General features: G+C 69.0%; 17 protein-coding genes. 12 read left to right on the forward strand and 5 right to left on the reverse strand.

Going from position 1 to position 25,378, the window contains the following annotated elements:
- Positions 1 to 26 precede the first annotated feature (26 nt).
- The 3 genes from ACI3KT_RS13850 (at position 27) to ACI3KT_RS13860 (ending at position 4,980) form a co-directional block, all read left to right on the forward strand.
- Entirely contained in the window at positions 27 to 2,231 is a 2,205-nt protein-coding gene (locus ACI3KT_RS13850; protein WP_404904889.1) for an ATP-dependent Clp protease ATP-binding subunit, read from the forward strand.
- Positions 2,232 to 2,465: 234 nt separating this feature from the next.
- Positions 2,466 to 3,932, forward strand: coding sequence for a DUF222 domain-containing protein (locus tag ACI3KT_RS13855; protein ID WP_404904890.1), 1,467 nt, complete (start codon positions 2,466 to 2,468; stop codon positions 3,930 to 3,932).
- Between the two features lie 163 nt (positions 3,933 to 4,095).
- A complete protein-coding gene (locus ACI3KT_RS13860; protein ID WP_404904892.1) occupies positions 4,096 to 4,980 on the forward strand; it encodes a hypothetical protein in 885 nt (294 codons plus the stop codon).
- A gap of 7 nt (positions 4,981 to 4,987) precedes the next feature.
- On the opposite strand, the gene ACI3KT_RS13865 is transcribed toward ACI3KT_RS13860, so the two are convergent.
- Positions 4,988 to 6,352: a glucose-6-phosphate dehydrogenase gene (locus tag ACI3KT_RS13865; RefSeq protein ID WP_404904894.1), complete on the reverse strand. Its 1,365-nt coding sequence runs from the start codon at positions 6,350 to 6,352 to the stop codon at positions 4,988 to 4,990.
- Positions 6,353 to 6,615: 263 nt separating this feature from the next.
- Here ACI3KT_RS13865 and ACI3KT_RS13870 point away from each other — a divergent pair, with 263 nt between their 5' ends.
- The 3 genes from ACI3KT_RS13870 to ACI3KT_RS13880 all read left to right on the forward strand — a co-directional run bounded on the left by ACI3KT_RS13870 (position 6,616) and on the right by ACI3KT_RS13880 (position 11,388).
- Positions 6,616 to 7,983 carry an 8-oxoguanine deaminase gene (locus tag ACI3KT_RS13870; RefSeq protein WP_404904896.1) on the forward strand — a complete coding sequence of 456 codons (1,368 nt, stop codon included), beginning with the start codon at positions 6,616 to 6,618 and terminating at the stop codon, positions 7,981 to 7,983.
- 65 nt (positions 7,984 to 8,048) lie between these two features.
- Positions 8,049 to 9,506 carry a nucleobase:cation symporter-2 family protein gene (locus tag ACI3KT_RS13875; RefSeq protein ID WP_404904898.1) on the forward strand — a complete coding sequence of 486 codons (1,458 nt, stop codon included), beginning with the start codon at positions 8,049 to 8,051 and terminating at the stop codon, positions 9,504 to 9,506.
- A gap of 85 nt (positions 9,507 to 9,591) precedes the next feature.
- Positions 9,592 to 11,388: a glycoside hydrolase family 15 protein gene (locus ACI3KT_RS13880; protein ID WP_292904997.1), complete on the forward strand. Its 1,797-nt coding sequence runs from the start codon at positions 9,592 to 9,594 to the stop codon at positions 11,386 to 11,388.
- A gap of 149 nt (positions 11,389 to 11,537) precedes the next feature.
- On the opposite strand, the gene ACI3KT_RS13885 is transcribed toward ACI3KT_RS13880, so the two are convergent.
- The 3 genes from ACI3KT_RS13885 to ACI3KT_RS13895 form a co-directional block, all read right to left on the reverse strand.
- Entirely contained in the window at positions 11,538 to 12,125 is a 588-nt protein-coding gene (locus tag ACI3KT_RS13885) for a nitroreductase family protein (protein WP_307292414.1), read from the reverse strand.
- A 176-nt stretch (positions 12,126 to 12,301) separates the two neighbouring features.
- A complete protein-coding gene (locus ACI3KT_RS13890; RefSeq protein ID WP_404904900.1) occupies positions 12,302 to 15,238 on the reverse strand; it encodes a GH32 C-terminal domain-containing protein in 2,937 nt (978 codons plus the stop codon).
- Between the two features lie 107 nt (positions 15,239 to 15,345).
- A complete protein-coding gene (locus tag ACI3KT_RS13895; protein ID WP_404904903.1) occupies positions 15,346 to 16,389 on the reverse strand; it encodes a LacI family DNA-binding transcriptional regulator in 1,044 nt (347 codons plus the stop codon).
- A 119-nt stretch (positions 16,390 to 16,508) separates the two neighbouring features.
- Here ACI3KT_RS13895 and ACI3KT_RS13900 point away from each other — a divergent pair, with 119 nt between their 5' ends.
- The 5 genes from ACI3KT_RS13900 to ACI3KT_RS13920 all read left to right on the forward strand — a co-directional run bounded on the left by ACI3KT_RS13900 (position 16,509) and on the right by ACI3KT_RS13920 (position 20,809).
- A complete protein-coding gene (locus ACI3KT_RS13900) occupies positions 16,509 to 17,621 on the forward strand; it encodes a substrate-binding domain-containing protein (protein ID WP_292905003.1) in 1,113 nt (370 codons plus the stop codon).
- A gap of 74 nt (positions 17,622 to 17,695) precedes the next feature.
- Positions 17,696 to 18,727: an ABC transporter permease gene (locus ACI3KT_RS13905; protein WP_292905005.1), complete on the forward strand. Its 1,032-nt coding sequence runs from the start codon at positions 17,696 to 17,698 to the stop codon at positions 18,725 to 18,727.
- On the forward strand, positions 18,724 to 19,524 hold the full coding sequence (locus ACI3KT_RS13910; protein WP_404904904.1) for an ATP-binding cassette domain-containing protein: 801 nt from the start codon (positions 18,724 to 18,726) through the stop codon (positions 19,522 to 19,524). The genes ACI3KT_RS13905 and ACI3KT_RS13910 overlap by 4 nt, the downstream gene beginning before the upstream one ends.
- A complete protein-coding gene (locus ACI3KT_RS13915; protein ID WP_404904906.1) occupies positions 19,521 to 19,826 on the forward strand; it encodes a putative quinol monooxygenase in 306 nt (101 codons plus the stop codon). Before ACI3KT_RS13910 ends, ACI3KT_RS13915 begins: the two co-directional genes overlap by 4 nt.
- Positions 19,823 to 20,809, forward strand: coding sequence for a carbohydrate kinase (locus ACI3KT_RS13920; RefSeq protein WP_404904907.1), 987 nt, complete (start codon positions 19,823 to 19,825; stop codon positions 20,807 to 20,809). The genes ACI3KT_RS13915 and ACI3KT_RS13920 overlap by 4 nt, the downstream gene beginning before the upstream one ends.
- On the opposite strand, the gene ACI3KT_RS13925 is transcribed toward ACI3KT_RS13920, so the two are convergent.
- Positions 20,754 to 21,662 (reverse strand): LysR family transcriptional regulator, encoded by a 909-nt coding sequence (locus ACI3KT_RS13925; RefSeq protein WP_292905013.1) that lies wholly within the window; start codon positions 21,660 to 21,662, stop codon positions 20,754 to 20,756. The two genes, ACI3KT_RS13920 and ACI3KT_RS13925, sit on opposite strands and share 56 nt — an antisense overlap.
- Before the next feature lie 141 nt (positions 21,663 to 21,803).
- On the opposite strand from ACI3KT_RS13925, the gene ACI3KT_RS13930 reads away from it, so the two are divergent.
- Positions 21,804 to 25,298: a proline dehydrogenase family protein gene (locus tag ACI3KT_RS13930; RefSeq protein WP_404904909.1), complete on the forward strand. Its 3,495-nt coding sequence runs from the start codon at positions 21,804 to 21,806 to the stop codon at positions 25,296 to 25,298.
- The last annotated feature ends 80 nt before the right edge of the window (positions 25,299 to 25,378 follow it).

Below are 25,378 nucleotides of genomic sequence, written 5' to 3' on the forward strand. Positions count from 1 at the left end.
TTGAAAGGGAGCATCGGGAGAACCGAATGGCCACGCCTCAGACCGAAGAACAGCAATCCGCACTCGAGCAGTTCGGCATAAACCTCACCGATCGCGCCCGGCAGGGCAAGCTCGACCCCGTGATCGGCCGAGACAGCGAGATCCGCCGCGTCAGCCAGGTGCTGACCCGGCGCACCAAGAACAACCCGGTGCTCATCGGCGAGCCGGGCGTCGGCAAGACCGCCGTGGTCGAGGGCCTCGCGCAGCGCATCGTCGCGGGCGACGTCGCCGAGTCGCTCAAGGACAAGGAGCTGGTCTCGCTCGACATCTCCGCCCTCGTGGCGGGTGCGATGTACCGCGGTCAGTTCGAGGAGCGTCTGAAGAGCGTCCTGAAGGAGATCACCGAGTCCGACGGGCGGATCATCACCTTCATCGACGAGCTGCACGTCCTGATGGGCGCCGGTGGCGGGGAGGGCTCGGTCGCGGCATCCAACATGCTCAAGCCGATGCTGGCCCGCGGAGAGCTGCGCATGATCGGCGCGACCACCCTCAACGAGTACCGGGAGTTCATCGAGAAGGATGCGGCGCTCGAGCGCCGGTTCCAGCAGGTGTACGTCGGCGAGCCGTCGGTCGAAGACACGATCGCGATCCTGCGCGGACTCAAGGGCCGCTACGAGGCGCATCACGGGGTGACGATCTCCGACAGCGCACTGGTCGCGGCCGCCGCTCTGTCGAACCGCTACCTCCCCGCGCGGCAGCTGCCGGACAAGGCGATCGACCTGATCGACGAGTCGATGTCTCGGCTCAAGATGGAGATCGACTCCTCGCCTGTGGAGATCGACCAGCTCAAGCGCCAGGTCGACCGGATGAAGCTCGAGGAGCTCGCTCTCAAGCGCGAGAAGGACGCCGCGTCCAAGGAGCGCCTCGGCGTTCTGCGAGAGCAGCTGGTCGGCATGGAGAAGCAGCTGGCCGAGCTCGAGGCCCGCTGGGCTCGCGAGCGTCAGGGGCTCAACCGGGTCGGCGAGCTGAAGAAGCAGCTCGACGACGCGATCACGCAGCGCGACCTCGCGATGCGCAACGCCGACTACACGAAGGCGTCGAAGCTCGAATACGAGACCATCAAGCGCCTCGAGCGCGACATCGCCGAGGCCGAGCAGGCCGAGGCGACCGCATCGACCGAGCCCCGCATGGTCAACGAGCAGGTCACCGACGAGGACATCGCCGCCGTGATCGCGGCATGGACCGGCATCCCCGTCGGCCGCCTCCTGCAGGGCGAGAGCGAGAAGCTGCTGCACCTCGAGTCCGAGCTGGGCAAGCGACTGATCGGACAGAAGGAAGCCGTGAAGGCGGTGTCGGATGCGGTGCGCCGCTCGCGCGCCGGCATCAGCGATCCCGGTCGTCCGACCGGTTCGTTCCTGTTCCTCGGTCCGACCGGGGTGGGAAAGACCGAGCTGGCCAAGGCGCTCGCCGAGTTCCTGTTCGACGACGAGCACGCGATGGTCCGCATCGACATGTCGGAGTACGGCGAGAAGCACTCGGTCTCGCGCCTGGTCGGAGCGCCCCCTGGATACATCGGCTACGAGCAGGGCGGCCAGCTCACCGAAGCCGTCCGTCGTCGCCCGTACAGCGTGATCCTGCTCGACGAGGTCGAGAAGGCGCACCCCGAGGTGTTCGACGTGCTGCTGCAGGTGCTCGACGATGGCCGTCTCACAGACGGCCAGGGCCGGACGGTCGACTTCACGAACGTCATCCTGATCCTCACCTCGAACCTCGGCTCGCCGATCCTGATCGATCCGACGCTGTCGGTGGACGACAAGCGCGAGCAGGTCATTGCGCTCGTGCGCCAGGTCTTCCGCCCCGAGTTCCTGAACCGTCTCGACGACATCGTGATGTTCTCCTCGCTCAGCGAAGACGACCTCGCGCAGATCGTCGAGCTCACGATCGACGCGCTGCAGAAGCGGCTGCATGACCGCAGGCTCTCGCTCGCCGTCACGCCCGACGCGCGGTCGTGGCTCGCCGAGCGCGGCTACGACCCCGTGTTCGGTGCTCGCCCGCTGCGCCGGCTCATCCAGAGCGAGGTGCAGAACAAGCTGGCGACCGCGCTGCTGTCGGGCGGCGTGCACGACGGCGACACGGTGCGAGTCGACATCGCGGCAGATGGCACGGGGCTCGTCCTCACCGCCGAAAAGGCCGAACCGGTGCCCGGTGCGACCGATGACGACGTGATCGAGGCCGAACTGCTCGACGAGTGAGCCGCGTCGGGAAGAGGGGCGGATGCTGCGGCATCCGCCCCTCTTCCCGTCTCCGGCGAGAGTCGCCCGAGCGTGGCCCTTCGTGCCGCCTCGCGACGGTTGAAGCGGCACGAACTGCCACCTCGAGGCGCGAAGAGCGTCGCTAGGAGGGGTGGCGGTAAAGTCTCAAGAAATATCATCTGACCGGGCTGTTTCCAGGGTCGGAATGTCGGTGGCCCCCTGTTGAATAGAGGCATGACCAGCACCGCCGACGCTCTCGCCCAGGTCGCCTCCGACCTGCGTACGGTGCTGGCCGGCGACGTCCTCGCCGGGCTGAGCGACGCCGAACGCGCCGAGGTTCTCCGGGGCTTCGGGGAGGTCGCTCGACTGGTCGACGCAGGCGTCGTCGAGACGGTCGCCACTGCCGAGGCGGACTTCGGGCACCAGTTCGGATGCCGCGGCACGAACGAGTTCCTCCAGCGGGCGCTGCTGACCGACGCCGCGACCGCGTCGAAGATCATCCGGGTCTCGAACGTGGTGCGTCGAGAGGTCAGCATCGTGTCGGGCGAGCGGCTGCCCGCCGCGTGGCCGCAGCTGCGCGAGGCTCTGCTCGACGGAGTGATCGGGGTCGCAGGTCTGCTCGCGGCCACCGCCCCCATCGAGCGGGCGCACACTCGCATCGGCGTCGGGGAGCGGCTGCTCGTCGACGAGCACCTCGCCCGCTACGCCAGGGGCTGCCCGGTCTCCGAAGAGGGGTCTCCGGGCGACGACCGCTCCTGCGGCGGCGACACCGCTGATGCCTCCGAGACGCGACAAGGGCCGCCCGCCACGCCGGAAGACCTGCGGCACGCCGCCGAGTACCTCACGGCGGTGCTCGACCCCGACGGCGCCGAGCCCTCCGACCGTGCGGCGCAGGCATGTCGGAGCCTGAGCGTCGGGCGTCTGCGCAACGGTGTGCACCCTGTGCGCGGCGACTTCACGCCCGAACTCGTGGCGCAGCTGCAGCTCATCTTCGACGCGTTCAACAACCCGAAGGTGGGCGGCGCCCCGGCGCCCGTGGTCGCCTTCGACGACGGCGAGGATGTAGAAGGCGATCCTTTCAACGACGACGCGCAGCATCGGATCGACACCCGCACGTCCGGCCAGAAGCGTCATGACGCGCTCGCCGCGGCGCTCGGCATCGCCGCGCGGCACGATGACATGCCGCGCCTTGGCGGCGCAGCACCCACGCTGGTCGTGCACGTCGATGCCGCCGACCTGGCACAGGGAACGGGTTGGGCACGTCTTCCCGGTGCGGAGGCCGCCGTGCCGCTGTCGGTCGCGCGGCATACGGCATGCACCGGGGCGATCCAACGGGTGCTCTTCGACGAGGGCCGCATCATCGGGATCACGGTCACCGACCGCGTGTTCACGGTGCACCAGCGGCGGGCGATCGTCGCCCGCGACCGAGAGTGCCTGATCCCGGGGTGCCACGTCTCGGCTTCATGGTGCGAGATCCATCACGTGACCGAGCACTCCAGAGGCGGCCCGACGCACACCGACAACGGGGTGCCCCTGTGCTGGTGGCATCACCGCTCTCTCGACACCTCCGGCTGGGAGATACGCATATTCGAGGGCGTTCCGCAGATCCGGGGTCCTGCCTGGTGGGATCCCGACCGCCGGTGGCGAACCCCGCGCATCACTCTCGAATCGCTCGGACTGGCGGCGGCCCGCACCGGGTGAGGAATCGTTCTCGTCGATGCGATAGGGCCGACGACGCTCGCTCTCGCTCGAAGGTCTTCGTGGTGGCAAGACATGACTGTTGTTGTCCTCACGCGTTGTGGGTTTCACGTACGTCGTCGCCGACGCGGTACTTACGTCTGCGGGCTCTGCCAGCATGGGCGTCATGCGACGCCACCTGCACTGGATGATCCTGCTGGCAGCCGTCCCCGTGTCTTACGTGCTGCTCATGCTTGTGGTGCAGGCGTCGTCGGCGGCCGGTGACAAAGCGACCGACCCGACGGCCGTCGTCTGGTTCGCGCTCGCCCAGTTTGCGGCGCTGGCGGCGGCCGTCGTGGTACCGGTCATCCTGCTGATCCGTGCGATCGTGCAGATGACGCGTACGCATCGTCGAGCGCAACGCGCCAAGGGACGCTTCACCAAGCGGGAGCAATCGATGCTCGATCGGGGCCTCCTCGCGAGCGACGCGTGGGAGCGGGCTCGTGCCGCGCGCATCGCACTGCTCCGCCATCAGGTGCCCGCGACGATCTCACAGTGGGACGTCGTCCCCTATGCCGGCGAAGTATTCTTCGCGCGGACGCAGCTGACGTACGCGCGCTATTACGGGCGCGACGTGATGTACTCGCAGTCGTCGACGATCGCTCTCGGCAATCCGGCGTTCGTCGTCGGCGCGCTCGCCGTCACGGCTATCGCCAACTCCTCGGCGCGTTCACGGGCCGCTGCTGAGGCGGCCCCGCAGTGGCGGGAATGGCAAGCGTCGGCAGTGTACGTGTCGAACCGCAGGCTTGCGGTGCACGCGGGCGGCCGATGGCTCTCATTCGACTACACCGCGATGACAGCGGTGTATCCCGAAGCCGCGGCCGCGACGCTCGTCTGCCAGTTCGCGGAAGCCGAGCCGTTGTTGTTAAGTGGTGATGACGCAGCACTCGCAGCCGTGTTCACAGTGCTGCAGACGCACGGCCTCGACGCGGTGCGAGAGCATCCGTCTCTCCTGGCTCTCGATCGCGAAGTCGCCCTGCCCGATCTTCCGCCGGTAGGCAGACGCCGCTGATCCTTCCTCAGCTCGTCGCCCAGTCCTCGGGCCCCGTGGACCCGGCGGGATAGTCCTCGACGGGCGCGGCGCCCGACGCCCAGGCGTCTCGGACCGGCTGGATGATGCGCCAGCACTCCTCGGCCTCGTCTGCGCGCACCGACAGGGCGACCTCGCCGTCGAGGAGCTCGTCGATGACCTCCTCGTACGACCGGCGCTGCCCCTCGCCGAGATCGGCGCACAGCTCCTCGTCGCGCAGCGCGAAGGGGTCGTCGCCGCCGGTCACGTGCAGCTTCAGCCGCATCTCGTCGGGCCCCAGCGAGAAGGTCAGCCGGCCGCCGTCGACGGGCGAGCCCGCGAGTCCCTTCGGCACGTGCCGCACCGGCCGGAACGTCACGACGACCTCCGACTTCTTCGCCGCCAGAGCCTTGCCCGAACGCAGCACGAAGGGCACGCCGGCCCAGCGGTCGTTCGCGACCTCGAACACGACTTCGGCCAGGGTCTCGGTGTCGCGAGCGGCATCCACGCCGTCCTCGTCCGCGTACGAGGGCAGGTCTCGATCGTCGATCCGCCCGGCCGTGTATCTGGCCCGGCGGGACGACTGCGCCGGGTCGTCGCCGAGCACGTGCGTCGCCCGGAGTATCGAGGCCTTCGCATCGCGCAGGTCGCGCTCGTCGATGCTCGCCGGCGGGTCCATCGCGACGAGGGCGAGCACCTGCAGCAGATGGCTCTGGATCATGTCGATCATCGCGCCCGCCTTGTCGTAGTAGCGGGCTCTGCCTTCCAGGGCGATGCTCTCGTCGAATCGGATGAGCACCGACTCGATGTGCTCCGCCGACCAGACCGGTTCCCAGATGCGGTTGGCCAGCCGCACGCCCATGAGGTTGAGCAGCATCGAGCGGCCGAGGAAGTGGTCGACACGGAAGATCTGACGTTCGGGCACGAGAGCGGTGAGCATCTCGTTGAGCTCGCGGGCCGTCTTCTCGTCGTCGCCGAAGGGCTTCTCCATCGCGAGCACCGTGCCCTCGGGGAGCGTCATGCCCTGCATGGCCGCGATCGCCGCGCGCGTCACCGCCGGCGGAAGCGCGAAGTACAGCACGGTGCCCGGTTCGAGGGTGTCGACGAGGGCGGCGACCGCGTCCCGGTCGGTCACGTCGGCGGAGGTGTAGTCGCCGGTCGTCACGCGGTCGATCGTGCCGGGGAAGTCCGAGAAGGCGACGCCCACGAGCTTCTTCCAGGCCTCGTGATCCTGCTCTTCCGTGCCCGAGCCGCGCAGGACCACACGACGCTGCGGTTGCCGCGCGAGCAGAGCGGCGAGCGAGGGGAGCAGCAGCCGGGACGTCAGGTCGCCAGAGGCGCCGAGGATGAACAGGGTCGTGGGAGTGGTCGCCATGGCCGTGACGTTATCCCGATCCGCAGCCGAAGGCCACCCTCTGGCGATGCGCGTACCGGTGTGGCAACCGTGCAGCATCCGTCGATCTATTCCGCTTTATGGAATGCCGAGTCCGAGATATGAGAAAAGCCTTGACTGTCTCGACGCGCGGCTGGTAGACCTGAACTGTTCCGATGACGGGGCACCTGGATCAGCAGACAGGGAAACTGAGCTGGCCCCTCGTGGGGCCGTTCCCCGGCTCCACCGTCACAGATGGAGTCGCCATGTCCCAGCCCGCCGCCCGCACCTGGATCAAGAATCCGCTCGGCATCTTCACGGGGACCGATGCGGATGCCGCGGGCGGGATCGTCCTCGAGGGCGCCGTCGTGAGCGAACTCGTGCCCGCCGGTGGCGCGCCTACAGCCCCGGTCGACTCGGTCTTCGACGCCGCCCGCCACGTCGTGATCCCCGGGCTCATCAACACGCACCACCACTTCTATCAGACGCTCACGCGCGCATGGCGGCCCGTTGTGAGCGCCGAGCTCTTCCCCTGGCTGAAAGGCCTCTACGGGGTCTGGGCGGGCATCACGCCGCGCGACCTCGAGCTCGCCACGACCGTGGCGCTCGCCGAGTTGCTGCTCTCGGGCTGCACGACGGCCGCCGATCACCACTACCTGTTCCCGAATGGGCTCGAAGAAGGCATCGACGTGCAGGTCGACGTCGTGAGGAAGCTCGGAATGCGAGCGACGCTGACTCGCGGGTCGATGTCGCTGGGTGAGGATGACGGCGGGCTGCCGCCGCAGCGGACTGTGCAGGATGCCGACACGATCCTCGCCGACAGCGAGCGGCTGATCGGCGCCTATCACGAGCGCGGCGACGGCGCCTTCGTGCAGATCGGTCTCGCACCGTGCTCGCCGTTCTCCGTGACCACCGGCGTCATGCGCGACACCGCGGCCCTCGCCGACCGACTCGACGTCCGCCTGCACACGCATCTGGCCGAGACGCTCGATGAGGAGGACTTCTGCCGCGAGATGTTCGGCCTGCGCACCGTCGACTACCTCGAGAGCGTCGGCTGGTTGTCGGATCGCACGTGGCTGGCGCACGGCATCCACTTCGACGACGCCGAGATAGCCCGACTGGGGGCGGCAGGCACCGCGGTGTCGCACTGCGCGACCTCGAACATGCGTCTCGCCTCGGGCATCGCCCGTGCGCTCGAACTCGAAGAGGCCGGCGCTCCCGTGGGGCTCGGCGTCGACGGTTCGGCCTCGAACGACGGCTCGAACATGATCCAGGAGGTGCGCCAGGCGCTGTACCTGCAGCGCCTGCGCTACGGCGCCGCCGCGATCACGCCGGAACGCGCGCTCGGCTGGGCGACCTCGGGTTCCGCCCGTGCCCTCGGTCGCGGTGACATCGGCGTGCTCGCTCCCGGCGCGCAGGCCGACCTCGCGATGTTCACTCTCGACGAGCTGCGGTTCTCCGGCAGCCACGATCCGGTGGCCGCCCTGCTGCTGTGCGGCGCGGATCGTGCCGACCGGGTGATGGTCGCCGGACGCTGGCGCGTGATCGACGGCAGGATAGACGGCCTCGACGTTCCGCGGCTCATCGCCCACCACAGCGAGGCGGCGCGCGGTCTCCTCGCCCGTCACTCCTGAACCCGAACGCCCACCCGAACGACTCGAACCACCCGCATCCACGGAAACACGACGAAGAGGTCGATATGAGCAAGAAGAACGCGGTCGCCACGCGGCCGGAAGACGAACGGCTGTCTATCGGAGCCACCTTCGGGTACGGCCTCCAGCACGTGCTGACGATGTACGGCGGCATCATCGCCCCGCCGCTCATCATCGGCCAGATGGCCGGCCTGAGCTCGGCCGAGATCGGCGTGCTGATCGCATCCTGCCTGTTCATGGGCGGTCTCGCGACGATCCTGCAGACCGTCGGCATCCCGTTCTTCGGCTCGCAGCTGCCACTCGTGCAGGGCGTCTCGTTCGCCGGTGTGGCTACCATGGGCGCGATCGTCACGAACGGCGGAGGACTGCCGGCGGTGTTCGGCGCGGTGATCGTGGCATCCGTCATAGGCCTGCTCATCGCTCCGGTGTTCGCGATGGTCATCCGGTTCTTCCCGCCGGTCGTCACCGGCGTCGTGATCACCACGATCGGACTCACGCTGCTGCCTGTCGCCGCCCGCTGGGCCATGGGCGGCAACGACGGCGCCGACGACTTCGGCGCCCCGCAGAACCTGCTGCTCGCGTTCGTGACCCTTGCCATCGTGCTGGTGCTCAGCAAGGTCCCCGTCGGCGCCGTCTCACGGCTGTCGATCCTGCTCGCCATCGTGCTCGGCACGATCTTCGCGGCGATCATCGGACGGGTCGACTTCAGCGCCGTCGGTGAGGGAGAGATCTTCGCGTTCCCGACGCCGTTCGCGTTCGGTCTGCCGACCTTCGAGATCGCCGGCATCATCTCGATGTTCATCGTCATCCTCGTGACGCTGACCGAGACCACGGCCGACATCCTCGCCGTCGGCGAGATCGTGGGCACCAAGGTCGATTCCAAGCGCATCGCCGCGGGGCTCCGCGCCGACATGCTCTCGAGCGCCGTCTCACCGGTCTTCGGCACCTTCACCCAGTCGGCGTTCGCGCAGAACGTCGGTCTGGTCGCGATCACGGGCGTGAAGAGCCGGTTCGTGGTCACCGCCGGTGGTGTCGTGCTCGTCGTGCTCGGCCTGCTGCCGGTACTCGGACGCGTCGTGGGCGCGATCCCGGCGCCCGTGCTGGGAGGCGCCGGAATCGTCCTGTTCGGAAGCGTCGCGGCCAGCGGCATCCGCACCCTGGCGAAAGTCGACTACCGCGGCAACATGAACCTCATCATCGTCGCGGCCTCCCTCGGCATCGGCATGCTGCCGATCGCGGCCCCCGCGATCTACGACCAGATGCCCGACTGGTTCAACACGATCTTCCACTCCGGCATCAGCTCGGCTGCGGTCGCCGCGATCCTGCTCAACCTGCTGTTCAACCATCTGGGCAGCGTGAACCGCAAGAACGCATTCGTGTCGGCGCCGACCCGCAGCATCCCGATCGCGATCCTCGACGCCCTCCAAGACGGCGACTCCGTCGTCGACGGCAAGGTGGTCGACAAGGAGGGCAACGAGGTCGTCGTCGACAGACCGGCGCACTGAGCCGGCGTGGCCACGGGCCGAGAACTCTGCAGGCTCGGCGGAGCGGCCGCTTGAGTCGGATGCGGGGAGGTGCAACACTCCGGTCATGGCTGCCCGCATCGAGGACTACGCGCTTCTGAGCAACTGCCGCACGGCCGCGCTCGTGTCGAAGGCGGGCAGCATCGACTGGCTGTGTCTGCCTCGCCTCGACTCCCCGTCGGTGTTCGGCGCCCTGCTGGGCGACGAGGCGCACGGCCGCTGGGAACTGCATCCGGCCGACCCCGATGCCGAGTGCTCGCGGCGGTACGACGGCGACACCTTCGTGCTCATCACCCGCTGGACGCTCGGCGACGCGGTCGCCGAGGTGCACGACTTCATGCCGATCGGGCTCGATCCCGACATCGCCATCCGCCGCACGGATCTCGTCCGCAGGATCGTCGGCGTGCAGGGTGAGATCGACTTCGTGCAGCAGGTCAGCATCCGCTTCGACTACTCGCGGGGAATGCCGTGGGTGCGGCAGACGGGCACCGCCGACGAGCCCTGTCTGGTGGCGATGGGCGGCCCGGATGCCGTGGCCATCCGCGGTGGGCGGTTGACGGCCGTCGACCACCAGCACCGGGGCGAGTTGACGGCGGTCGCGGGCGAGGAGCACGATCTGCAACTGACGTGGTTCCCCTCGCATCGCGACGTGCCCCCGGTTCTCGACGTCGACGACGAGGTCGAGCGAACCAAGGACTGGTGGCAGAGCTGGGCCGACCGCATCTCGCACGACGGCCCGCGGCGCGGCGACGTCGTGCGCTCCCTGCTGCTGCTGCGCGCCCTGACCAACCACGAGACCGGCGGCATCGCGGCGGCTGCGACCATGGCGCTGCCGGAGGAGATCGGCGGAGAGCGCAACTGGGACTACCGCTACGTCTGGCTGCGCGACGCGGCCCTCACGCTGGAGGCGCTGCTGGATCACGGCTTCCTCACCGTCGCCGACCGCTGGCGCGAGTGGCTGCTGCGCGCGGTCGCGGGCGATCCGGCCGATCTGCAGATCATGTACGGCCTCGCGGGGGAGCGCGACCTGCTGGAGCGCGTGCTGCCGGAGTTCCCGGGCTATCAGGGCTCGTCGCCGGTGCGTCTGGGCAACGGCGCGGCCGCCCAGTATCAGGCGGACGTCGTGGGCGAGGTGCTCGTGACGCTCTCGGCCGCGCGTTCGGCGGGTCTCGACGAGTCGGAGTTCTCCTGGCCGCTCGAGCGGCAGCTGGTGCGGTTCGCCTCTGAGCAGCTCGAGCGGCCCGACCAGGGGTTGTGGGAGATCAGGGGCGATGCGCACCACTTCACCCATTCCCGGGTCATGATGTGGGCCGCGTTCGACCGCGCGGTGCGTGCAGTCGAGGACTTCGGGCTGGAAGGTCCCGTCGAGCGCTGGCGAGGACTGCGCGAGCGCATGCGTGCCGAGATCGACGGTCAGGGTGTGGTCGACGGGCACTTCGTGCAGTACTACGGCACGACCGAGGTCGACGCATCGCTGCTGCTGCTTCCGCAGGTCGGATACTGCCGCCCGGATGATCCGCGGATGCTGGCGACGGTCGAGCGCATCGAGCAGACCCTCATGCCCGACGGGCTCGTCCGCCGCTACCGCACCGGCACTGGAGTCGACGGTCTCGCCGGGTCAGAAGGTGCTTTCCTCGCGTGCTCGTTCTGGCTGGTCGAGCAGTACGCGGTCACCGGTCGCCACGAAGAGGCCCACGTACTCATGGACCGTCTGTGCGGGCTGACGAACGATGTCGGGATGCTGTCGGAGGAGTACGACACGGTCGCCGGCCGTCAGCTCGGGAACACCCCGCAGGCTTTCTCGCACCTGGCGCTCGTGCGCGCCGCCGATGCTCTGGCGCGGAACGCGCACCGACCGCGGTGACGCGGGGCGCGGCGGTCGCCACGTCGCGGCGGCGGCGGCGCGTCGTACGCAACGGCGCCCCCGCTCAGCTGCGAGGCCCCTGCCGAGTGACGTGACTCCGCAGGGGCGCTGCAGCCGAGCGGGGGCGCCGGCGTGCGATGGGTCGGCGCTCAGGCGCTGAGGATGACCGTCTCGGCGATCGGGCGGCGCACGCGCGGGGCCGTCTCGGCCTGCTGCAGGCCCTCGGGAAGGCCGGTCGCGTCGCCGAGCTCGCCCACGGCGATGACGGTGGTGGGGCTGAATCGCGGAGCGAGATCGGCGAACTCGCGCACGACCTCGGGGTCGAAGCCGCTCATCTGGTGCACGAGGAGACCCTCGTGGTGCGCCTGGACCGAGAAGTGCGCGACGGCCTGGCCGAGGTCGTAGACGGCGTGGCTGATCGGCTTGCCGTCCTCCGACTCGGTCTCGGCGATCGAGACGATCAGCACGGAGGCGTTCGCGGCCCAGAGCTGGTTGAACTCGACGAGCGAGTCGACGATCTGGTCGAAGAGAGCAGTGCCGCGGTGGGCGACGATGAAGCGCCACGGCTGCAGGTTGTACGCCGAGGGCGACCAGCGCGCGGCCTCGAGCGCGGCGTTCAGCTTGGCGTCGTCGATCTTGTTCGCGGCGTCGTAGGCGCGCGGGCTCCAGCGGGCGGCGAGCACGTCGAGGACGGGGTGCTCGGTGGGGGCGGTGCGGTCGAGAACGGGAGTGCTCATGAGGATGCCTTTCGGAAGGAGCGGATCGGACTCCTTCGTCCGGGTACACAGTGCCGGAACACATGTATTTGCATGCATATTCCCTGGATGACGAAAAGTTCCCTGGATGACGAAAAAATGCGAGGTGGATGCCGTGACGACTCGCCGCGGCATCCACCTCGCGGATCAGGTCCCGGTCACTTGACCTTGATCTTCGTGCTCGAGGTCGTCGTGATTCCCTGCGAATTCTCCAGCTCGCCCGTGTAGACGTAGGTCCCCGGCGCACGGCCGGTGAGATGCACGTCCACGGAACGCTGCCCCGCGTGCGCGTCGACAGGCGTGGTGGAGATCAGGGTTCCGTTCTCGTACAGCCGGAACACCGTCGCCTCCTCGCCCTTCTTCTGGGTCATGCTGACCGTGAATCCCTGCGAGGTCTTCGAATCCGAGAGCTTCCCCTTCGCCGGGGGAGCGGTCGCCCCGTCGTCCGTGCTCTGCCACATCGTCGCCGTGATCGGCGTCACCGAGATGCTGCGGATCCGCGCTGCGCCGCCCTCGGACCACGCCGATATGGCATCGGCCCCGGCATTCGGGAACACCTGGTCCGTCAGCGACACGCGGCCATCGGCCGTGAACAGCTCGACGGATGCCCGATCGATGTAGAGCTCGAGGGTCACCGAGCCGTCGGCTGCGAGCGTCGCACCGGGCAGCGGAGCGTCGTCGACCGATGCGAACGACGGGTTGAAGCCGACGGCTCCCGAGTCGGTGCGATCGATGAAGACCCGCTGCTCTTCCGCGTCGTAGCCGATGCGGGTTCCGCTCGTCTCATCGCCGAAGACGGTGATCCCCGCCTTCTGCGCGGACCCTGGCTCCAGCACGACCTCGATCTTCGCGACCTCCGCAGAGAAACCGAGCGGCGTCGGGCCCTCCACGTCGACACCCGTGCGGGTCTGCACCCTGCTGAGATCGAGCTGGCCGTCGAGCTGCGAGACGACGCGCTGCGCCAGCCGCGGACCTTCGGGCGTGCTCACGAGGCGCACCTCGCGGGGGAGCGCCATCGAACTGCGCCAGGTCGATGTCGGGATGTCCCCCGCATAGTCCCAGTCGTTCATCCACGCCTGCATGACACGTGTCCCGGGGTCAGCAGTGCCCGAGTACGACACGCCCGCGTAGTAGTCGCGACCCCAGTCGAGCCAGTCGTATCCCTCTGCGGGGACCGGCACGCCGGCGGATGAGAAGGTCACCTGGTCGAAGAGCAGATGACCCCAGCCGCTGCTGTTGTTGTCGATCGCGACGATCCGCGCCTGCTCACCGCGCAGCTCGGCCACGTTCCACGACCTCCACGTCAGGGCCTCGCTGTTCGAGCCGGTGGCGGTGCGCACGATCCGGCCGTCGACGACGAGGTTCACGGAGGTCTCGTCGGAGCGGACCTGGGCCGGTTCGTCTCCGATCACGACGTTGTCGAAGGTCAGATGGCCCCATCCGCCGTCGGTGTCGTCGTGGATCCGGATCTCGGCCTGTTCGCCGCGAAGGTCCGCGACGTTCCAGGAGGCCCAGTTGAGGCTCCCGGAGTTCGCGCCGGTCTGGGTGCGGACGACCTCGCCGTCCACGAGCAGTTCCGCCTGCAGCGACCCGTCGGTGCGCCGCCCGCCGCCGATGAGGAACGACACGTGGTCGCCGTCGATGGTGAACGCCGGCGAGGTCATGTCGCCGCGGTTCGCATCGCCGTTGGGCCCTGCCTCGAAGGTGTTGATGCGCCGGGTGCCGAGATAGCCCTCGCCACCCTGGGTGGACGGGCTGCGATCGGGGTCGGTCGCGAAGTCGTTCGTCAGCTTCCACCCCGACTCGGCGAGGTTCTGCCCGTCCGGCAGCTCGAAGTCGTACAGCGCCGTGGATCCGGCGGGAGGCAGATTGGAGAGCTGGGAGCCCTCGACGTGCGGATGATCGCCGCCGCCGACCAGCAGGTCGATGTAGTCGTCCTCGATCGTGAACGCCGGCGACTCGAGAGTCCCCGTCGGGGCGTCGCCGCCGAGGAATCCGTTCACCAGCCCGTCGCCGATCCAGCCCGAGACCGCCTGCTGTCCGGGGATCGTGCCGGCGGCCGGCGCTGCACCCCAGGGACCGGCGATCTCGCTGGACCGATCGTTGCCCACGGTCCATCCGTCGTAGTCACCGCCATCGAATCCGGCGAACACGCGGCCTTCCGGCGCCGTCGGCGCGGAGTCCGTCGTCTCGGAGGTGAACGTCGTGCCGTCGAAATCGCCGACGAAGTACTGTCCGGTGCTGCCGCCGTTCGGCCCGCCCGGATTGAGGTTCACGACCATGACCCATTTCGTGTTCCCCGGATCTCCGTCGACCGGAAGCGGGAAGAGGTCGGGGCATTCCCAGATGCCGCCGGTGGCGTTCGCCGGCCCGAAGTCCGACAGGTGCTCCCAGTTCTTCAGATCAGTGCTCTTGGAGATCACGACCTTGTGCTCGAGAGCTTCCACGGCGACCATCACCCAGTACCTGCCGGCCGGACCGTCGTACTCGAAGACCTTCGGATCGCGGAAGTTCGCCGAGCCGCGGTCGAGAACCGGGTTGCCCTCGTACTTGGTCCAGGTCTGACCGTCGTCGAGGCTGTAGGCGAGCGACTGAGCCTGCAGTCCGGCGTGCTGCGGATGCTGCGCGGTGTACGCCGAGGTGTAGATCGCCACCATGGGGCTGGATCCTGCGGGGCCGAACCCGGCGGAATTGTCGTGGTCGACGACGATCGAACCCGAGAAGATGTCCTCGATCGGGCGGCCGGCCTCATCGAACGTCTGCGGGATCGCGAGAGGCTGCTGCGTCCAATGCAGCAGGTCGGTCGACGTGGCATGTCCCCAGCTCATGTTGCCCCAGGTGGTCCCCTGCGGGTTGTGCTGGAAGAACAGGTGATAGACGCCGTCGGCGTAGACGAGCCCGTTCGGGTCGTTCATCCAGTTCTGCTCGGGGGTGAAGTGGACCAGTGGCCGGTACTGCTCGTCGCCGGGCGCCACGTCGGCGGCGACGGCCGGCAGGCCGACGCATCCGATCATCAGCACCGCTCCCAGCGCGACGGCCACAGTGGTGCGGGCTCTCGGGCGCTTGCCGCGAGGACGATTCAGAGGGGGGATCATTCGCGCTCCTTCGTGCGTGACACTCAGGATTGACATCGATGTCAATCTCTGTCGCGAGAACTTACGGCCTGTCCAGTGGACAACGCAAGGCCGAGTTCGGAGGCGAGTCAGGCGGGAGGAGCGATCTCGCCGGAGCCGCGGGCGATCAGGCGCGTGGGCACGACTTCGCGGACCGGAGCGCCGTCGGCGCCTTCGAGCAGGGCGAAGAGCCGTTCGGCGGCGCGGCGGCCGATCTCCTGCGGGTCCTGGGCCACGACCGTCACGCCGGGGTCGAGCAGATCCGCCAGGGGCAGATCGTCGAAGCCCACGAGCGCGACGACGTGCGAGCGCCCGGCATCGCGCAGTGCGTGAAGGGCCCCGATCGTGATGAGGTTCTGCGCGCTGAACACCGCGGTCGGAGGTTCGGGGGCGCGGAGCATCCGCTCCAGTGCGGCGCGCGCGGATTCGACGTCATGCAGGTCGGTCGCCATGAGCGCGTCCGAGCGTGAGATGCCGGCCGAAGCGAGTGCGTCGAGGTATCCCTGCTGACGCTGACTCGCGGTCGTCAGATCGAGACGGTCGGCGAGAAGCGCGATTCGTCGATGCCCGCGTGCGATGAGATGTGCGACTCCGGCCGACGCGCCGGCGTGGTTGTCGCTGGCGACCGTGTCGACGCCGTCGATGAGGGGCTCGCGGTCCACGAACACGGCGGGGATGCGGCGTTCCTGCAGCTGGCCGAGATAGTCGGGCCGGCGGGATGCCGTGGTGAGGATGAGACCGTCGACCCTGCGCTGCAAGAAGGCGCGGACCGCGCTGCCCTCGCGGGCAGGATCGTCGTCGAGACTCGACGCGAAGACGGCCATGCCGCGTTCAGCGGCCAGATCCTCGACCACGCGGTGGATCGCGCCGGCGAACGGGTTGTCGACGCTTCCCACGAGCAGGCCCAACGTACGGGTGCGGCCGTCCGATCGGCGCAGACTTCCCGCCTGCAGATCCGGTTGGTAGTCGAGTGCGCGAATCGCGTCCCACACGCGCGCGGCCGTGGCTTCGGAGACGTTGGGCTCGTCGTTGATGACGCGCGACACCGTCTTCGTGCCGACCCCGGCGAGGGCGGCGACCTGCTTCATGGTGGCCCTCGGGCGGGATCCGGTGGAATGGCGGGGCTCTGACATCGGTGTCACGGGATTGTCTCGATTCTGGCGACTGCACTTGACTCTACTGGGCGATGCGGGTACAACTGTCCCTGACATCGTTGTCAACGAGGCGACGAACCGCCCGAGAGGACCATTCAATGACGAAGCACTTCACCCGTCGCAGCCGCCGTGTGCTCGCCGCTGCGATCGGAGCATCCGCAGCACTCGCCGTCTCCCTGACCGGATGCGCCGGTTCCGGCCCGGCGGCCGGAGGCGGCTCCGATGACGAAATCGGCGTCTCGCTGATCGTCAAGACCAACTCCAACCCGTTCTTCATCGCCATGCAGGACGGCGCCAAGGCCGCCGCCGAGAAGGACGGCGTGAAGCTGACCCTCGCCGCGGGCAAGGAGGACGGCGACGAAGACACCCAGATCCAGGCGATCGAGGCGGCCATCTCCAAGGGTGACAAGGGAATCCTCATCACGCCCAACGGCCCCGCTGTGCTGGACGCGATCGACAAGGCTCGTCAGGCGGGCATCTTCGTGATCGCCCTCGACACGGTTCCCGACCCCGCCGACGCCGTCGACATCACGTTCGCCACCGACAACTTCCTCGCGGGCGAGTACGTCGGCCAGTGGACCGCCGGCGCGCTCGACGGCAAGGACGCCGTCATCGGCCTGATCGACCTCTTCGACGACAAGGCCGTCAGCGTCGACTACAGCCGCGACCAGGGCTTCCTCTCCGGGCTGGGGGTCGACCTCGGCGACGAGCAGGTGAACGGCGACGAGGAGACGACCGGCAGCTACACCGGTGGCAAGGGCGGCTCGTACGAGATCGTGGGCAACGAGGCGTCCCAGGGCGCCGAAGACGGCGGACGCACGGCGATGGAGAACCTCCTCGCCAAGAACCCCGACATCAACGTCGTCTACACGATCAACGAGCCGGCGGCCTACGGCGCATACCAGGCGCTCGAGGCTGCAGGCAAGAGCAAGGACGACGTGCTGATCGTGTCGATCGACGGCGGCTGCGCAGGCGTCGGCCAGGTGAAGGACGGCATCATCGACGCCACCAGCCAGCAGTACCCGGTGAAGATGGCCGAGCTCGGAGTGAAGTCGATCGTCGACCTCGTGAAGGACGGCACGAAGCCCGCGAACTCCGAGGGGCTCGACTTCTTCAACACGGGTGTCGCTCTCGTCACCGACACGCCCGTGGACGGCGTCGAGTCGATCGACACCGCCGCTGCTCTCGACATCTGCTGGGGCGGCAAGTAACACCTTCTCGGATGCCGCGACCGTCGACTCGTCCGGTCGCGGCATCCGTCCAACCCACGATCGGAAGTGACCCCGTGACTCAGCAAGCAGCCACCTCGACCCTGGATCTCGCCGCAGAGTTCCTCGACCGGCGGACACCGGTCGACCGCATCCGCGGCCTGCTCCACCGCTATCCCGCCATCAGCCCCGCAGTCGTGCTGGTGATCGCCGTCATCGTCTTCGGTATCATCAACCCGCGCTTCTTCGCCGCGGCGAACCTCTCCCTGGTGCTCGACCAGGTCGCCGTCGTCGGCACCGTCGCGATCGCGCAGACCCTCATCATCCTCACCGCAGGCATCGACCTCTCGGTCGGTGCGCTCATGATCGGCACCTCGATGGTGATGGCACAGACCGCCGCGAACAACGGGCTGCCTGCTCCGATCGCCCTGCTGGCCGGCCTGATCGCCGCACTCGCCGCAGGCGCCCTGAACGGACTGCTCGTGACGAGGGTGAAGCTGCCTCCGTTCATCGCCACGCTCGGCACGTTCAACGTCTTCATCGCGCTGACGCTGCTGTACAGCGGCGGGCAGACGATCCGCAAGGCGGACATGCCCGAGCTCCTCACCTGGACCTCGACCGCCATCCCGCTCGGAGATGTGCGGCTCACCGTGGGCGTCGTCATCATGCTCGCGCTGTACCTCGTTGTCGCGTACGTGCTCGGGCGCACCGCCTGGGGCCGGCACGTCTACGCCGTCGGCGACGATGCGGAGGCGGCCCGCCTCGCCGGCATCTCGACCAAGAAGGTGCTGATGAGCGTCTACGTGGCCGCGGGAGCGGTGCTCGCCGTCGCCGCGTGGATCCAGATCGGGCGCTCCGGGGCGGCGAGCCCCAACGCGGGCGCCGACCTCAACCTCGACTCGATCACCGCCGTGGTCATCGGCGGAACGTCGCTGTTCGGTGGACGCGGCATCATCTGGGGAACCCTGCTCGGCGCGATCATCGTCGGCGTGTTCCGCAACGGTCTGTTCCTCGCCGGCGTCGACGGTCTGTACCAGACCCTCGCCATCGGCATCCTCGTCATCGTCGCGGTCGCCATCGACCAGTGGATCAGGAAGGTACGCAAGTGAGCGCCACCGAAACCCAGCCCTTCGAAGCACCGACTCCGGAAGGCCTTCCCGTGCTCGAGGCGAAGCGCCTCGTCAAGACCTTCGGTCGTGTGGTCGGTCTCGACGGCGTCAGCCTCAAGGTCTTCCCCGGAGAGGTGCTGGCCATCATCGGCGACAACGGCGCCGGGAAGTCGACCCTGATCAAATGCCTCACCGGGGCGTACATCCCGGATGAAGGCCAGCTGCTTCTCGACGGTCAGCCGGTGCAGTTCCGCGGACCGCAGGACGCGCGCAACGCCGGGATCGAGACCGTGTATCAGAACCTCGCGGTCTCACCCGCGCTCGATGTGGCCACGAACCTCTACCTCGGCCGGGAGCGGCGCAAACCGGGCATCATGGGTTCGCTGTTCCGCGCGCTGGACACGAAGGGGATGCGGGCGGACGCCCGCGCCGAGGTTCAGCGATTGGGCATCTCCACTCTTCAGGACGTCACGGTGCCGGTCGAGAACCTGTCGGGTGGTCAGCGCCAGGCCGTCGCGGTCGCACGTGCCGCGGCGTTCGGGTCGAAGGTCGTCATCCTCGACGAGCCGACTGCCGCTCTCGGAGTGCGCGAGTCGAACCAGGTGCTCGAACTGATCCAGCGGCTCCGACAGAACCGGGTTCCCGTGATCGTCATCTCGCACAACATGCCGCACGTCTTCCAGGTCGCGGATCGCATCCACATCCAGCGTCTGGGCAAGAAGGCGGCCACCATCACACCTGAATCGCACTCGATGACGGATGCCGTCGCGATCATGACGGGAGCGGCGACCGCATGAGCGAGCAGGTCGCGCTGTACGCCGAGTTCACGGCGGTATCGGGAGCTGCGGGCACGGTCGAGGGGCTGATCGGCGAGTACGCCGAGGTCGTTCGCACGGAGCCGGGGAACCAGGTATTCGAGGTGTTTCGGCGGCACGAGGACGACCACCGGTTCGTCGTCTTCGAGGTCTACCGTGATCGTGCGGCCTTCGACGAGCATCTCGGCGGTGAGGCCGGCGGTGCGTTCAACGCACGTCTCGAACCGCTGATCGTCGAGCCGCACAGTGTTCTCAGCTTCCTCACGCCGGTGCGGCGCGCGTGAGCCGCGACGTCCTGGTGATCGGTGAGGCCCTCGTCGACATCGTTCATCGTGAGGCCGGCCGCATCGAGGAGACTCCCGGGGGCAGTCCCGCGAACGTCGCTCTCGCACTCGCCCGCCTCGGCGACGAACCGCTGCTGCTGACTCAGCTCGGAGAAGATCCGCGCGGGAGGGCCGTGCGGGCCTGGCTCGCGGCGTCAGGCGTCGACGTGCTCGTGGCCGGGGCGGAGCGCACCTCGACCGCGTCGGCGCAGCTCGGCCCCGACGGATCGGCCCGGTACGAGTTCGATCTGGGCTGGACTCTCGACGGCGTCGATCCGGAGTCCGTCGTCGGCGAGCACCCGGGTATCGTGCACGTGGGCTCCGTCGCCGCTCTGCTGCATCCGGGAGCCGACGTCGTGCGCTCGCTGCTCGAGGCTCTGCGGCCCGATGCGCTGATCAGCTACGACCCCAACATCCGCCCGGCGCTGGTTCCCGACCGCGCGCAGGCTCTGCGAGACGTCGAGGCTCTCGTCGCCGCGTCGGACGTCGTCAAGGCGAGCGACGAGGACCTCGGCTGGTTGTACCCCGGAGAGGATCCGCTCGAGGTCGCGCAGCGTCTGCAGCGCTCGGGCCCCGCCATCGTGGTGGTGACGCGTGGCGGTGACGGCGCGGATGCAGTCACCGCCGCCGGTGTGGTCCGCGTCGGCGGCCACCGAGTCGACGTCGTCGACACGGTCGGCGCGGGTGACACGTTCATGGCTGCGCTGATCCATTCTCTGCGGGATGCGGGGCTCTCCGGAGCGGCCTCTCGTGAGGCGCTGCGCGGCGTCGACGAGGAGCTCGTGCGTGCGATGCTCGCGTTCGGTGCAGCGGCGGCCGCGGTGACGGTCTCGCGCCCTGGCGCGGATCCTCCTCGCCTCGACGAGGTGGCCGGACCCTCCGAGGGCGTCAGTCCGGCAGGATCACGGATGCCGCCTCTGCCAATGCACGACGCACGGCCCTGATCGAGGGGGCTGCTGCCGACACGCGTCGCGCCGACGAGAAGATCTCGCGCCGAGGGGCCCCCGGCAGGGGAGCGAGGTCGACCGTCGGGGCGTCGCCGGCCCAGACGAGCTCGGGCAGCAGCCCGACCGCGAGCCCCGCCCTGATCAGGCGGACGTGCGTGGTGAGGTCGGCGACCTCGAAATGCACGTCGGGCTCGAAGCCCGCCGTCCGGCACAGCTGCTCGGCCCACGCGCGGGACGCGGTGCCCGCCGGCTCGAGCACCCAGGGATCGTCGCGGGTCGCCCAGAGGGCCGCGGCGGCATCTGCCATCGGCCGGGCGCCCGGCTGCCGGGCCAGGGCGATCGTGTCGTGCGTGAGCACGACGCGGTCGAGGTCGGCGTTGATCGGACGGGTGCGCCCCGGGTACTGCTCGGCGAGCATGAGGTCGAAGTCGCGGCTCGCGACGCCCACGAGGCTCGTCTCGGGGTCGCTCTCGGTGACATCGACGCGGAGCGCCGGATGCTGCGCCTGCAGGGCGAGCAGTGCGGGAGGGAGCAGTGCGTGCGCGGCGGTCTGGAACACGGCGATGCGCACGGTGCCGGTGACCTCGGTGAGCGATTCGGCGACGGCGACCTGCGCGTGCTCGAGCTGGTCGAGGATGCCGACGGCCTCCGCCACGAGCACGTTCCCCTGCGGGGTGAACTGCACTCCTCGGCCCACGCGGCGCAGCAGCGGCGCACCCACCTCGCGCTCCAGCGCGCTCAGCTGCTGAGACACCGTGGCCTTGCTGTAGGAGAGCGCGTCGGCGACGGCCGAGAGAGTGCCGCGGCGGCTCAGCTCGACGAGCATCCGCAGTCGATTGACGTCGAGCATCCGTCCCTCTTCATTGTTCAGTGAAACCGAACAGAAATCACGCAGATCGGTTGATAGACGTAGCCTACTCGCGGGTCGCACAATGATCGGGAGACGTACGCGACCCGGGTGTGCGCCCCGTCTGTGGAAGGTTCCCCGCCAATGACCGTCGTCGACACCACTCCGCGTACCGAAGAGGTCGCCGCTCTCGTGCAGCGCTGGCTGAAGGAGAGCGAGACGCACCCCGTCGAGCCCGCGGCCCAGCGCCTCTCCGAGGTGCTCAAGGACCCGAACGGCCTCGACTTCACCGTCGGCTTCGTCGACGGAGTGATGCGGCCCGAAGACCTCCGCGTCGCCGGTCGCAAGCTCGCCGATCTCGCCGAGATTACGCCGACCCTTCTACCCGGCTATCTGCGCGCCGCGATCAAGACCGGCGGCTTCTGGGCGCCCAAGCTCCCCGGCGTCGTCGTGCCGATCTCGCGCCGGGTGCTGCGCGCCATGGTCGGACACCTCGTGCTCGACGCCACACCCTCGAAGCTCGGGCCCGCGATCGCGAAGCTGCGCAAGAGCGGCAACCGCCTGAACCTCAACCTGCTCGGCGAGGCCGTGCTCGGCGAGCGCGAGGCCGGACGACGCCTCAAGGGCACCTACGACTTCCTGGCTCGCGACGACGTCGACTACGTGTCGATCAAGGTGTCCAGCGTCGTCAGCCAGCTGTCGATGTGGTCGTTCGACGAAGCGGTCGCCGACGTCGTCGAGAAGCTCACCCCGCTGTACGAGCTCGCCGCCGCCGCAGAGGCGAAGGGCAAGGCGAAGTTCATCAACCTCGACATGGAGGAGTACCGCGACCTCGATCTCACGATCGCGGCATTCACCAGCATCCTCGATCAGCCGGGACTCGAGAACCTCGAGGCCGGCATCGTCCTGCAGGCCTACCTCCCCGACGCCCTCGGCGCCATGCAGCACCTGCAGGAGTGGGCGGCAGCGCGCCGCGCCAAGGGCGGAGCGCCCATCAAGGTGCGCGTCGTCAAGGGCGCGAACCTCGCGATGGAGGAGGTCGATGCGAAGATCCACGACTGGCCGCTCGCGACCTACTCGACCAAGCAGGACTCCGACACGAACTACAAGCGCGTGCTGGACTGGGCGATGACTCCGGAGCGGCTGGACGCGGTGCGCATCGGCGTCGCGGGGCACAACCTCTTCGACATCGCATACACGTGGCTGCTCGCGAAGGCGCGGGGCGTCACCGACCCTTCGACAAGCTCAGGGCAGGCGCCCGTCGAGTACGAGATGCTGCTGGGCATGGCCACCGGCCAGGCCGAGGCGGTCCGCAAGGACGTCGGCCGCCTGCTGCTGTACACGCCGGTCGTGAACCCGGCCGAGTTCGACGTCGCGATCGCCTATCTCGTGCGCCGGCTCGAAGAGAACGCGAGCCCCGAGAACTTCATGTCCGCGGTGTTCGAGCTCGCCTCGAACCCCGCTCTGCTGACGCGCGAGCGCGAGCGCTTCGAACGCTCGCTCGCCGGCCTCGAGGCCGACCGCGGGGTTCCGGCCCCGCACCGCGTGCAGAACCGCGCGGAGGAGGCGGAATCCGCTGGGTCCCAGAGCCCGTCGACGGGCACCGGCTTCCACAACCAGGCCGACACCGATCCGGCGCTCGCCGCGAACCGCGCGTGGGGGCGCGAGATCCTGCGCCGCAGTGTGAGCACGACGTTGGGCGAAGGGGCCATCGCGGCTGCGCGCGTCGAGTCGCCCGCGCAGCTCGATAACGTGTTCGCCGCCGCATCCGCCGCCGCCGAGAAGTGGGCCGCGCTGCCTGCCGCCGACCGCGCCGCCGTACTGCACCGTGCGGGCGCCGAGCTGGCCGCGCGACGGGGCCAGCTCATCGAGATCATGGCTCACGAGGCGGGCAAGACCATCGCCGAGGCCGACCCCGAGGTCTCCGAGGCGATCGACTTCGCGCACTACTACGCCGAGCGCGCCCTCGATCTCGAGAAGATCCCCGGTGCGGAGTTCGTTCCGTCGAAGGTCACGGTCGTCACCCCGCCGTGGAACTTCCCCGTCGCGATCCCCGCCGGCGGTGTGCTCGCCGCCCTCGCGTCCGGCTCGGCCGCGGTCATCAAGCCCGCCAAGCTCACCCAGCGCTGCGGAGCCGTGATGGTCGAGGCGCTGTGGGCTGCGGGCGTGCCGCGCGACCTGCTCGCGCTCGTCGATCTCGGCTCGCGCGAGCTCGGCACGCAGCTCGTCTCGAGCCCGATCGTCGACCGGGTGATCCTCACCGGCGCGTACGAGACCGCCCAGCTGTTCCGCTCGTTCCGCTCGGATCTGCCGCTGCTCGCCGAGACGAGCGGCAAGAACGCGATCATCGTGACGCCGTCGGCCGATCTCGACCTCGCCGCCGCAGACGTGGCGCGCAGCGCCTTCGGTCACGCGGGGCAGAAGTGCTCTGCGGCATCGCTCGCGATCCTCGTCGGCTCGGTCGCCGACTCGAAGAGGTTCGAGCGCCAGCTCGTCGACGCCGTGACCTCGATGCGCGTCGGCCTGCCGAGCGACCCGGCCACCCAGATGGGCCCGATCATCGAGCCTGCGAACGGCAAGCTGCTCAAGGCCCTCACGACCCTCGAGCGGGGCGAGCGCTGGCTCGTCGAGCCGAAGAAGCTCGACGACGAGGGCCGGCAGTGGACTCCCGGCGTGAAGACCGGAGTCGCCCCCGGATCCACGACGCACATGACCGAGTTCTTCGGCCCGGTGCTCGGCGTCATGCGCGCGAAGGACCTCGACGAGGCCATCCGCCTGCAGAACGCCGTCGACTACGGCCTGACCGCAGGGCTGCACTCGCTCGACTCCGATGAGGTCGCCACGTGGCTCGACCGCGTCGAGGCCGGCAACCTCTATGTGAACCGCGGCATCACGGGTGCGATCGTGCAGCGTCAACCCTTCGGCGGATGGAAGCGCTCGGCCGTGGGCGCCGGCGCCAAGGCCGGCGGCCCGAACTATCTGTTCGGCCTGGGGGAGTGGACGCCCGCCGAGCTTCCCGCTGCAGCGCCCGGCGCCGCCGTCTCGGAGCCGGTCGCCCGGCTGCTCGCCGCCGCCGACGGTGTGCTCGACGCGGCGGAAGCCGAGTGGCTGCGCTCCGCTGCGGCCTCCGATGAGCAGGCCTGGACGAACGAGTTCGGCGTGATCAGCGACAAGTCCGGCCTCGGAGTCGAACGCAACGTGTTCCGCTACCGTCCGACCGCCGTCGACGTGCGCATCGCCGAGCAGGCGCCTCTCGCCGACGGCATCCGCGTCCTGGCCGCGGCCCTGCGCAGCGGAAGCCCGTTCACGGTTTCGGCACCCGCCCTGCCCTCATCGGTCGAGAAGGCGCTGCGCACAGCGGGCATCGCCGTCACGCACGAGAAGGATGCCTCGTGGGTCAAGCACGTCGCGAAGGCTCAGGCGAAGGCCGCGCACACCTGGCAGCGCGTCCGTCTCGTCGGCGGCGACCCGGCCCCCCTGTTCGAGGCTCTCGGCGGGATCCCCGACGTCGCCGTCTGGTCGCACGCCGTGACCGGCGCCGGCCGCGTCGAGATGCTGCCGTTCCTGCACGAGCAGGCCGTCTCGATCACCAACCACCGCTTCGGCAACCCGACCGCGCTGGCCGACGGCGTGATCTGAACCCCTCGCGGGACGATCCCCGCTTCCCCCGGTGCCGCCGCCCCAACGCCGGCACCCTCTGACGCCGGCCAGACCCCCAG

This window comes from Microbacterium sp. ZW T6_19 (assembly GCF_044987465.1).
GTDB classification, from domain to species: domain Bacteria; phylum Actinomycetota; class Actinomycetes; order Actinomycetales; family Microbacteriaceae; genus Microbacterium; species Microbacterium natoriense_A.